Annotated in this window: 8 protein-coding genes and 1 pseudogene; 3 read left to right on the top strand and 6 right to left on the bottom strand. The window is 40.7% G+C overall.

Translation table 11 applies throughout. From position 1 onward, the window contains the following. Positions 1 to 518: 518 nt before the first annotated feature. Both IM485_RS08205 and IM485_RS08200 read left to right on the top strand, forming a co-directional pair. Positions 519 to 2,114, top strand: coding sequence for a toll/interleukin-1 receptor domain-containing protein (locus tag IM485_RS08205; RefSeq protein ID WP_104397407.1), 1,596 nt, complete (start codon positions 519 to 521; stop codon positions 2,112 to 2,114). Positions 2,115 to 2,196: 82 nt separating this feature from the next. Further along, positions 2,197 to 5,823 carry a WD40 domain-containing protein gene (locus IM485_RS08200; RefSeq protein ID WP_311131279.1) on the top strand — a complete coding sequence of 1,209 codons (3,627 nt, stop codon included), beginning with the start codon at positions 2,197 to 2,199 and terminating at the stop codon, positions 5,821 to 5,823. 68 nt (positions 5,824 to 5,891) lie between these two features. Here IM485_RS08200 and IM485_RS08195 read toward each other — a convergent pair whose 3' ends face one another. The 5 genes and pseudogenes from IM485_RS08195 to IM485_RS08175 form a co-directional block, all read right to left on the bottom strand. Further along, complete coding sequence (locus IM485_RS08195; RefSeq protein ID WP_287742376.1) at positions 5,892 to 7,415, bottom strand: glycoside hydrolase family 10-like protein; 1,524 nt, start codon at positions 7,413 to 7,415, stop codon at positions 5,892 to 5,894. A 268-nt stretch (positions 7,416 to 7,683) separates the two neighbouring features. After that, entirely contained in the window at positions 7,684 to 8,814 is a 1,131-nt protein-coding gene (locus tag IM485_RS08190; protein WP_104397410.1) for a patatin-like phospholipase family protein, read from the bottom strand. After that, positions 8,760 to 9,056 carry a hypothetical protein gene (locus IM485_RS08185; RefSeq protein WP_133164167.1) on the bottom strand — a complete coding sequence of 99 codons (297 nt, stop codon included), beginning with the start codon at positions 9,054 to 9,056 and terminating at the stop codon, positions 8,760 to 8,762. Before IM485_RS08185 ends, IM485_RS08190 begins: the two co-directional genes overlap by 55 nt. A 21-nt stretch (positions 9,057 to 9,077) precedes the next feature. Further along, positions 9,078 to 9,359 (bottom strand): annotated as a pseudogene (locus tag IM485_RS08180) (transposase); the annotation flags it as partial. 173 nt (positions 9,360 to 9,532) lie between these two features. After that, on the bottom strand, positions 9,533 to 9,676 hold the full coding sequence (locus IM485_RS08175) for a hypothetical protein (protein ID WP_238142055.1): 144 nt from the start codon (positions 9,674 to 9,676) through the stop codon (positions 9,533 to 9,535). A gap of 334 nt (positions 9,677 to 10,010) precedes the next feature. Here IM485_RS08175 and IM485_RS08170 point away from each other — a divergent pair, with 334 nt between their 5' ends. Next, positions 10,011 to 10,463: a hypothetical protein gene (locus IM485_RS08170; RefSeq protein ID WP_104397412.1), complete on the top strand. Its 453-nt coding sequence runs from the start codon at positions 10,011 to 10,013 to the stop codon at positions 10,461 to 10,463. A gap of 279 nt (positions 10,464 to 10,742) precedes the next feature. Here the strand turns inward: IM485_RS08170 and IM485_RS08165 are convergent. Next, positions 10,743 to 10,944: hypothetical protein (locus tag IM485_RS08165; protein WP_287742373.1), on the bottom strand; the 202-nt coding region annotated here is incomplete at its 5' end.

Here is a 10,944-nt window from a genome sequence, read left to right as displayed (position 1 = left end):
GACTTGATTTCAGTTTTTTCTTTGTCAGTAAGGGTGTCAACAAGGAATATTACAAATTGTTAACCGAGTCTTGAAAGCCTTGTGCTACAAAGGTTTGAAATGTTAAGAAAGATGTGACTAAAGGACAGCTTATTAAGGGGGGCAGGGGGGATCGAACCTAAAATCCATTTTTAATTTAATTATAACCAGCTACTTATAAGCCAATAACACCACTCCAAAGGTCAGGGCAAGCGCATCTTTGGTCAATTTTGTGATCCGCTTGTCCTGTAGAGATTTCAAATGATACCAGTCAATCAGAATAGTTACGAACTCAACTTATTCGGTGGATTTTTGCTTAACAATTGCGATGGCAAATTCTCCTCAAATATGCCTAAATCGTGGGTAGGCAAACCATATAAAGTTCATTTTGTCAAAGATTGTTAAGATGCGCTTATCCTTGACTGCCAAGGAGGTGTATTATGTAATAGGAGTTTCTCGATCAGAATTCCTAGGGTTCAAAGGTTACAGAGGTGGACATCATGGTTTCTTCACCCTCACCGCTGGTATTTAACTCACACTGTAATAGCGTAGTCAAGGCAATTACTGAAGGCAAAGTCGTTTTCTTCCTTGGGGATGAGATCAATTTGTGTGGACGCAGAACAAATGATAAGGGAGAACTAGAAAATTGGATTGTTGATAGCAATCCTCTCGGAGAACTTAATTATCCTCCCACTAATATTGAACTGGCGCTCTATTTAGACAAAATTTCTGAACATATTTATAGCGACGTTGTTCGGTGTCCTCTCACAGAAAAACACATCAAAGATTTACCGGAGGGATGTCCGCTCAAGACAGATTCAATCAAGAAAATGGCACTCCAGCAAGTGTCCCAATACATCGATCTGCTGGGGGGTAGCCAAGATATTCTTCCAGGAACCTTGGTACCAATCTTTGAAGCCGATTATCTCCCTAATCCCCTGCATCAGTTTTTGGCAAGACTGCCGGAATGCCTCAAGGGGAAGAACTACCCTCATCCCTACCAATTACTCGTAACGACTTGCTTCGATAACACGCTGGAATATGCTTTTAAAAAAGCTGGAAAAGAGTTTGATTTAGTCTCTTACAGAGGGCGAGAAAACAGTGGTCGATTTGTCCATCAAAAGTTTAGATTGGCAGGTGCGGGACAAATAGTTGAAGAAGGTTCTCCAGTTGTGATTGACAAGCCAAATGAGTATCAAGATCAAGGACTTTCACTTGAGCTATACCCAGTAATTCTGAAATTCTACGGAGCTATTGGAGACAATTTAATCGTAACTGAAGACCATTATATTGATTATTTAGCTCACAGGGATCTGAGGAAATTGATGCCTCTGCAACTATCAAATATACTCGACCAAAACCATATTTTATTCATGGGATATAGCCCAAGTTATTGGAATCTAAGAGTAATTCTTTATCGAATCTGGGAAGATCAAATATTGACCAAAGCCAAGGAAAGCTGGTGGACAATTCAATCAAATTCTCAAAGGTTCGATTGGGAGTTTTGGCTGAAATATACTGGCCAAAAGCCTATCTCGAAATCTTTAGAGGATTATATTGCCAAGTTAAGTGATACGATCCAGAAGCTACCAGACAGGAGCTTCCACAACGGCTCTTCTTCTGAATCTGGTGAAACTGTAACCCCAATTAAACGAGATCGAATCTTTATCAGCTACAGCCATAATGACACAGAATGGTTGAACAAACTCTTAACAGTCCTCACTCCAGCTATTGATGCAGGGGCAATACCAAAACCTTGGACTGACGAAGAAATCAAGCCAGGAGAGAAGTGGAGAGACAAAATTGAAGAAGCTCTAAAATCCGCTAAAGTAGCTGTCTTACTGGTAAGTCAGAATTTCTTGGCATCTGACTTTATTAAAAAAGAAGAACTGCCATCTTTACTCAAAGACGCTGAAAAGGAAGGCGTTAAGATCATCTGGGTTTTGGTGAATTCCTGCGGGTACAAATATACGGCACTTAAAGATCTGCAAGCAGCTCATAAGGTTTCGCAGCCGTTAGTGCTTCTTCCCACACCAGAGCAAGACAGAATATTGAACGAGATTTGCGACGAGATTGTGGCAGCAATGGAGGTATGAAAAACGCTGGTTTTCCTCCGTATTTAGTTACTTGCCTTGATATTTATTCAAACTAACTTAAGATTTAGAATCCCGAAAAAAAATGTTTTCACCAAACAATCATCAAGAGATTCCAGATTGTCCTTATCAAGGACTGATGCCCTATTTAGAAGAGCAGGCAGATTTCTTCTTCGGAAGGGAAAAGTGGTCTGCCATTATCACCGATAACCTAATGGTTTCGCGGTTGACCATACTCTATGGTACGAGCGGTGTGGGCAAGACTTCCGTCCTGCGAGCGGGGGTGGCCCATCACCTGCGCCAACTCGCCCAGAAAAACTTGAAGGAGTCTGGCCAGCCTGAATTTGCTGTTGTCGTCTTCAGTGCCTGGCGCGACGAGCCAGTGGCCGGGTTAGTGCAAAAAGTTGAGAAAGATGTCAAAAAAATCCTACCAGCAGTTAAAGTGCCAGAACCAGGGACTTCACTGGCAAAAACTTTAGAAAATTGGGCAAAGGTACTGGTTACTGACCCAGAGAGAAGCGGTAAGTTATTGATCATCCTCGATCAGTTTGAGGAGTATTTTCAGTACCATTCCCATAAAGATGGAGAAGGAACCTTCGCCTTTGAATTTCCCCGTGCCATCAATGAGTCTGGTCTGCCTGTCAATTTCCTAATTTCTTTGCGGGAAGATACCCTGGCTAAACTTGACCATTTCAAGGGACGCATCTCTAACTTGTTCGGCAACTATTTACGCATCCCCCACCTGGATGAAGAGTCGGCCGTGGATGCCATCAGGAAACCCCTGGGAGTATTTAACCAACGCCTGAAAGCAGGGGAAAAATCTATTGGCATTGAAACAGAATTAGTTCAGGAAGTATTAGAACAAGTCAAAGTTGGCAAAGTCTCTTTCGTTGAATCGGGAAAAGGTGGACGTGAACGTCCATCGACAGCAATTGAAACTTCTTACCTGCAATTGGTGATGGAACGCCTATGGAAAGAAGAGATGAAAATCGGTTCGGATTGCCTGCGGCTAGAGACTTTTAAGAGACTGGGCAAGGCAGAAAATATTGTCAAGCAACACCTCAATGAACGGATGGAACCTCTGTCAAGGGAGGAAAAGAAGATTGCAGCGCAGGTCTTTCAATACCTAGTCACTCCGGGAGGGACAAAGATTACCTATCCTGCTCTAGAACTGGCAGAAAAAGGGGGGGTTGAAACACAGAAACTTGAAGAGTTGCTACGGAAACTTTCTAGCCCGGAACAGCGAATTTTGCGCTCAGTTGGACCATCATCTGAAAAACCTAATGTGGAGCGCTATGAGATTTTTCACGACAAACTAGCTCCAGCAGTTTTAGAGTGGCGAAGAAAGTATTTAGAAAGGCAAAACAATTTCAAGAAATTGCTAATAGTGTCTGGACTACCAGTAATAGCTCTATTGCTTCTTCAGTTTGTATTGCAAGATGTGCAAACAGCAATTAGTGAGACTAAATCGATTACATTGTTTTCAGAGCTAATTGCAGCAAAGGGAGGGCATCTTGACTCTCTGGTTCATGGGTTAAGAGCCTTTAAAAATCTCAAAAAACTAGAGAGTAAATCTGCAGTAAATATATTACCATTTTTAATACCAAAAAATATCAGAAGTGATCTTCGTTCAAATATTCAGAAAGTCCTGCAACAAGATCTAGCTCAGGTTAATGAAAGCAATCGGCTCACAGGACATGAGGGAGAAGTTGTTGATATAAGCTTTAGTCCTGATAGAAATATTATTGCTACTGCTAGTCAAGATGGTACAGTTAAACTATGGAATCTTGAGGGGAAACAGATAAAATCTTTTTCAGCAGCAAATAATGCCAAGTTTTGGGGCATTAGTTTCAGTCCCAAGGGACAAATATTAGCTGCTGCCAGTACAGATGGAACAGTGAGACTCTGGAGATTAAATGGCAAGGATATTGAGGAAGTTGAACCCCTTAAAGTATCTCAGAGTCTGGTTTGGGACATCAGTTTTAGTCCTGATGGACAGGTATTAGCATCGGCGGATAGTAGTGGTACAGTCAAATTATGGCAGTTTGACGGAGACAAATTTAATCCTGATCCCATCTATCAAATTAAAGCACACGATCAAGTTAAAGGCGAAGATCAAGAAATTCACAAAATAAATTTTAGTCCTGATGGAAAATTTTTGGCCACTGCAAGTATAGATAATACAGCTAAACTTTGGCGTTTTGATGGCCAAAAAATTGAATTTTTGAGAACGCTTAAGGGACATACTGATTCTGTCTGGGATGTCACTTTCAGTCCCGACAGTCGTACAATAGCTACTGCTAGTTCAGATAACAATGCTAAACTCTGGAATCTTGAAGGAAAAGAGATTAAAACTCTCAGCGGACACAAGCAAGGAGTTCTCAGCGCAAGTTTTGCTACTTATGAGCAAAATAAAGAGCTTGTTGTTGCTACCGCTAGTGATGATAATACAATCAAACTTTGGAATCTCAAGGGAGAGGAAATTATCACTCTAACCGGACACATAAACGGAGTTTGGCGGGCAAGTTTCAGCCCTAATGGTAAATTCCTAGCTACTGCTAGTCGAGATAAGACTGTTAAGCTTTGGAATTTAAATCCTCAGTCTCTTTTTGGACATACTCTTGATGTGTTTCAAGTAAAATTCAGTCCTGATGGGAAGATTTTAGCTACTGCTAGTAAGGATGGTACTGTTAAGCTTTGGAGTTTTGATCCACAGGATATCCGCTACATTCATTATTTGAAAACTCTCAAATTACATGATAACTTTGTGACTGCGGTAAGTTTCAGTCCTGATGGTAGTACCATCGCTACTGCTAGTGCTGACACGACAGCTAAAATATGGAATCTTGACGGAAAGTTGCTCAAATCTCTTGATGGCAATCAAGAAGATACTAATTTGTGGATGTGGGATGTTAGTTTTAGTCTTGATGGACGTACTATAGCCACAGCTAGTTCTGATAAAACTGCCAAGCTTTGGACTTTCAATAAAGAGTTACCGATTTTTACTATTAACCATGATGCGACTGTTAGGAGTCTTAGTTTTAGCAGGGATGGTAAAATATTAGCCACTGGTAGTCGAGATAAAATTGTTAAACTTTGGAGTCTTGATGGGGAAAACATAAATCAAATTGGAGAAGATATTAAAACTGGACATAAAAAATGGCTGATGAGCGTAAGTTTATCTCCATCTGGTGACACTCTGGCGACGGCTAGTCAGGATGGAAGCGTTAAGCTTTGGAGCCTTGGAGGTGGAGAAATTAGACCTGTAGAAATTACACCTAAAGTGCAAAGTTCAGAACCCAAGATTTGTCGTGATTCTGATTCAAGAATTTGTCATAATTTTAGCATTATAAGCGTAGATTTTAACCGAGAGGGAAATCTTCTCGCTACCGCCAGCGAAGACGAAACCGTCAAACTCTGGAATCTCGAAGGACGACTTCTAAACACTTTCTTCGGACATATCGGTGGGGTACTTGATGCTACTTTCAGTCCTGACGGTAAATTTATTGCTTCATCTGGCAAAGATGGAAGAGTTATTATCTGGAATCGAGACCATAAATTAGAAGATGTAGTGAAGGAAAGTTGCAATTGGGTTCGGGGTTACTTAGAAAATAATACTAGGGTAAAAGAGGATGATAATAATAGATCTCAGTACGATCAGTATCAGTCTCTCTGCCAAGATATTGATCAATATATTAAGCCTCAAAACTAACGCTTTTCTAGCAATGATCGTACTCTTGAGGAGTAAAAGTTATTGCTTTGAGGTAACTGGGTTAAATTTCAGTTAACAAAAATTTTTACTCCTATGCTCTCATTTAACATTCTATCTACAGCACATAAAGCATAAGTTCCAGGCTCTAATTCTATCTCTGTTGTTCCTGCATTCAGAATCTTTATCAGTTGCCAACGATTACCTACTTGCTGATATAAAGTCCAAGAGCGGATATTACTATTTTTAGCTGCTTTCCAAGTTAGATTGCCATCTTTAACCCCTAAAATAGTTGGTGTCATTACTGAAGGTTGAGACTTTTTCCAGGACATAACTGGTGCTAAAGCTGGTTCCCCATAAGTCGAGCTACTGAAAGCATTAAATACATCTGAATTATTGAAAAATTTTACCCTGAAGAAAATATTCCCTAAAGCTAATTTAGGAGCAAGGCTGCGAGTTATTGCAATTTGCTGAATTAACTCAGTAATTGGCCAACCTTGTGTTTCTATCTTATACAGAGCAACACCGGCATAAATATGTCGCTTTTTCGGGTTATTTTCAGACCACCATTTTAGCAAAACCGGATAACTTTGTTGGGGAGCTTTAATCTGCCAATAAAGTTGAGGAGCCAGATAGTCTATCCAGCCTGCTTCTAGCCATTTTTTCGCATCTGAATGGAGTTCTTCGTAGGGGTCAATATTGGCGGAAATACCGGGAGGTTGTCCAGGTCGATAGATGCCAAATGGACTAATGCCAAACTTGACGTGTTCTTTAGTGTTTTTTAGGCCGACAGATAGACGCTCAATAATTTTATTGACATTGTCTCGCCGCCAATCAGCTTTACTCAATTTTCCTCCCTGCTGCTGATAGAGTTCGTAGGTTCTATCGTCCGGAAACGGAAGGTGTTGCTCGATGGAACTGGTATCGGTATTTTTGATGTGTTGGGGATAGGGATAGAAATAGTCATCCATGTGAATGCCATCGACATCATAGCGGCGGACGACATCAAGAATTACGTTGTAAAGCTGGTCTTGAACAACTTTTGCGCCTGGATCCATCCACTGCTCGGAACCGTAGGAATAGACATACTCTGGATGAGTGACACTAATGTGAGGAGCGACTGTCTTAATAGGCTCTCTATTGGGGAGATTTTTCCCTGCTCGGTAAGGATTGAACCAAGCGTGCAGTTCGATGTTGCGTTTGTGACATTCTAGGACGGCAAATTCCAAGGGATCGTAAAATGGCTCTGGAGCCTTACCTTGCTCGCCAGTCAGCCAATAACTCCAAGGTTCTACTTCGGATTTATAAAAAGCATCGCCAGTTGGTCGTACCTGTAAGATAACAGCATTGAAATTTAATCTTTGGATGCGATCGAGAATCTCGATTAATTCGCTCTTCTGCACTTCCACAGATAACCCTGGCTGACTCGGCCAGTCGAGATTGAGGACAGTTGCCACCCAGACTCCACGAAACTCCCGCTGATGGCTAACCCGCACAGTTTCCTGTGGAAAAGCCATATCTTGGGACTTTGAATTAGACTGTAGGCAGCTTGCTCTGTAGAAACCGATAGTAGTTCCAGCACTAACTAGAGCCATAAAAGCTCGTCTTGACAAATGCCTCGACATAGATATAGCAAGTCCATTTAAGACTGGTTAAGGAAGGGAACAGGGAACAGTTAAACTGTTACCCATTTAAACTGGGTATTAGAGTGTTAGAAAAAAACTATGAAACTCACTCTCCTCCCTGCTTCCCTGCAAGGCCCAAATAACAATTTAAATGATGAACAGCTTAGGTGTTGACATTTTGTTTAGACTTGCTATCGATGAACCTTGCTACGGATTCATTTGCAGGGAACTTCAGTCATCACAGAAAATTAACGAAATGTTCTTTTTTTACCTTCTGATCTGCGATCGCCTTACCCACAGCTTGAAGCTCTTCAATTTTGTCAACAGCATCCATCTTCTGAACATCCGCTGGGTTGATCTGCGTCAATCCCAATGCCGATAATCCTTCATGAGAAAGGTCAGCATTGTAGCGCATATATGTAAATAATTTCTCTCCCCCAGGCGCGTTGATGTCAATCATGTTGCCAACCTCTTGGTCAATGATATCGCCCTCAAGACATTTGCCAAAAATACGACAGAGCATATCTTGCTGATTCTGCGCGGCAAACATCAGAGCAGAGGGGATCGCTCCAGCATTGTAAAGAAGATTCATTTCTCCCGGTTTAAGATTTTTATTGGCACTAGGGGTCATGCCTGTTCCAACAGACACTAAAAGCATTTTATCTTCACCAACGGGCCAATTTAGTTTGTAGGGTTTAGTCGTAGCCATCAGGAAAAGTTGAAAGGCTGGATTGTTGAAAGATGTAATTCCCCCATCAACAAACACAAAAGGCTCACCCTTTTCTACTTCAATTACCTCCGGTGGAAAGTAGGTGGGAGCGGCTGTACTTGCACGAATCAACTGCCAGAGGGGCAATTGTAAGTTACAGTCAGGACGGCTGGGATCGTTATAACGAGCATAAGGATTATTGGAAATTGGCCATGGCGAATCAGTCGTGGCATTACGCATGACCATCAGGAGCAAGGTTTTCAGTAGCGAACTACCGAGGGTGGCAACAGAGCCATCTTTTTCCTGAAATTTTTCCCGAAGCTCTTGTGCGAGATTTTTATCTTCAAATTTGTACTGAAATTGTTTTAGCAAACTCGCCGAATCAAACATATTTTCGCCTTGGTTAATGTAAAATTCGCGCACTTCACTAACTCTCATCCCCCAAGACAAACAAGAGGCAATAATTGCCCCCGTACTTGTGCCAGCGATGTAATCGAAATAGTCCGCCAGCAAAAACTTATCATCGGCTCCTAATTTTTCTTGCAGAAGACTTTCTATCTTCGCCAAGACTTCAATTGTTATAATCCCACGAATACCACCGCCATCTAAGGCAAGTAGTTTGCGTGGACCAGTTTTGCTGAGAATTTCTTGAACAGACATTTTGATTCTCCTTCGCTCTCAAGCGTCGTGGGATTAATGATCGCAATTTGGCCGCCCCACTCTTCAATTTTGGCGGCGAAGTCAGATGTGCCGCCGGAGCCAGCACCAGTGAGTTTTTCATACCAAACTAGAATGGCAAACAAGTTGCCGAGGTGAGATTTCAACCGAGCCGTATTGACAATCCAGTCATTGTTACGGGCAAAAATGGGTTGACAATGTCCATCACTTATTTCAATTTTCAAGAAAAAGTGGCTAACTCAAGTCTAAATTGCATCACTGTCTGATATACCTCCATAGAATACCTCATTCGGGGTACGATAGTCAAGAGATTTTCGAGGATGATTGTTAATTAAGTTTACAGACCTTTCCATCTCCTCTGGCTTAACGATTTAAAAATTCTTTTCCTTGAGAAATAATTCTCTTAATAGTCGCTTATTATGCTCGTTTAATCCCCTCTGCCAAGGATGATAAGGATTAGTAAAATAAAAGTCTGCTCACAATTTCTAACTTAACTCTTGGTGTTCACAAAACTCTTTTCCTCTGTCAGAATTCAAGATTTTTCGTAATTAGTCATTGCCATAAGAAATATTAATTTAGAATCGACAAAAAACTGACTGTGACTGTATTGCTTATGGGGTAAATAACACTAATCCTCTAAACGTTGGCGACAGATAAAGCCTCTAGAATATAAGCCCATCCTGTAATTGAGGCAATTACTTTACGAGTCATGACTTTTAGCTCTTGGTCTTCCTATACTGACTTTTTTAGATAATAATTTTTCGATTCCCCCTTGAAGATATTTTCCTAACCAATCTTCTACAGTGACTCTATTTCTTCTTAGCATTTCCGCAGCTTCTATCACCGTTTTTGCCTTTTTTGTCTTTAATAAGTACAATAGTTGTATTCTTTCTTTTCCCGAACCAGTTTTTTTTGTCTAGGCAGTTCCTTGAGTTCTGCTTCATTTTCAGATATTTCTATCTTATAAACTCCTGCCATATTTGTCCTTTAACTCTACTATAGCGGTAAGCGCTTGAGTGAGATACAGACCAAGCTTTGCCTAGCATGGTTTATAGCTCGTGACACTGTACCTCATACGACTGCACACCGCTATAATATGATATTATACCCTATCTGTGGTCAGATTTTGAAGAATTGGCATTAGTTAGTAAAAATGTTCTGTATGGAGTTATAAAATCATGACTGAAAAGGAATCTTGTGATTGGATAATGCGAGTGGATTTACACTTACCCACTCCTGATAAAATGCCAGATGAAATGTTAGAAATAGCAGCGGCAATTGCGTGGGTTAATTACCGAGTAGAGGGGCCAGGTTGTCTGTGGCTGATGGTCAATTCCTGCTGTGAACCTAAATTTATGTATCTGCCAGATATAAAGTTAAGACGAATTGCCGAAAGAGCGCATCCAGAGGTAGATATTTACGATCCAATTAACGAACTCCTGCTGTTAGTTAGTCCCAATTGGGAAATATTTCCAGGGGAATTAGTGGGAGATAACGAAACACATTTTTACTACCGAATTAACGTCAAAGAACGAGTAGGAAAATCCTGTGAAGATTGCTGGGAAGTTTGGGGAGAAAAGTTAGGAGAAGTTGGTCGAGAAGGAATGGTAACAGTAGTGGAAGATGTCTAAAGCGTCGATTGAGTAATTGATTGCTCACCACAGAGACTCAGAGGACACAGAGTTTTTTAAGTAATTTTTCTGATTAATGAATTAGTGTTATATTGGTTCTGAGTACGAGGGAAGCATTTCGATAGAAAATCTCTGGTTTCAGGAATGGGTTATTGTCCGAATGCTTCGCCCCTACTCAAAAATTTATTAGATCTTCCCAAAAAAGCGATATTGATTTATGAATTGGTTTTTGAAAAATATTATAAGCCAATAACACCACTCCAAAGAGTTCTAATATAATTAGAAGAGGTTGATCAAAGGGGGTTTATGGATGATAAAACCGCAAAGCCGGAAGAATCTGGGTAATGATTTGGTAGTAGTGGCGTAGCCCTCTTGCTTACCTGGTATGAATTGTGTAAAATATTTATTAATAAAAATAATTGGAACCCGATCAGTCTTTAAACCTCTAGCTTGATCATGACTTTTCTGATAAATATCTTTT

Origin of the sequence: Microcystis sp. M169S2 (genome assembly GCF_020245865.1) — a bacterium.
Lineage (GTDB): Bacteria > Cyanobacteriota > Cyanobacteriia > Cyanobacteriales > Microcystaceae > Microcystis > Microcystis ichthyoblabe_A.
The sequence above is the reverse complement of the archived record's forward strand: the minus strand, read 5'-3'. Positions and strand labels throughout refer to the sequence as shown.

What these genes read in the sequence shown, in the direction of transcription:
- IM485_RS08205 (WP_104397407.1), top strand. Translation starts at nt 519, where the DNA reads ATGGTTTCTTCACCCTCACCGCTGGTATTTAACTCACACTGTAATAGC.
- IM485_RS08200 (WP_311131279.1), top strand. Translation starts at nt 2,197, where the DNA reads ATGTTTTCACCAAACAATCATCAAGAGATTCCAGATTGTCCTTATCAA.
- IM485_RS08195 (WP_287742376.1), bottom strand. Translation starts at nt 7,415, where the DNA reads ATGGCTCTAGTTAGTGCTGGAACTACTATCGGTTTCTACAGAGCAAGC.
- IM485_RS08190 (WP_104397410.1), bottom strand. Translation starts at nt 8,814, where the DNA reads ATGTCTGTTCAAGAAATTCTCAGCAAAACTGGTCCACGCAAACTACTT.
- IM485_RS08170 (WP_104397412.1), top strand. Translation starts at nt 10,011, where the DNA reads ATGACTGAAAAGGAATCTTGTGATTGGATAATGCGAGTGGATTTACAC.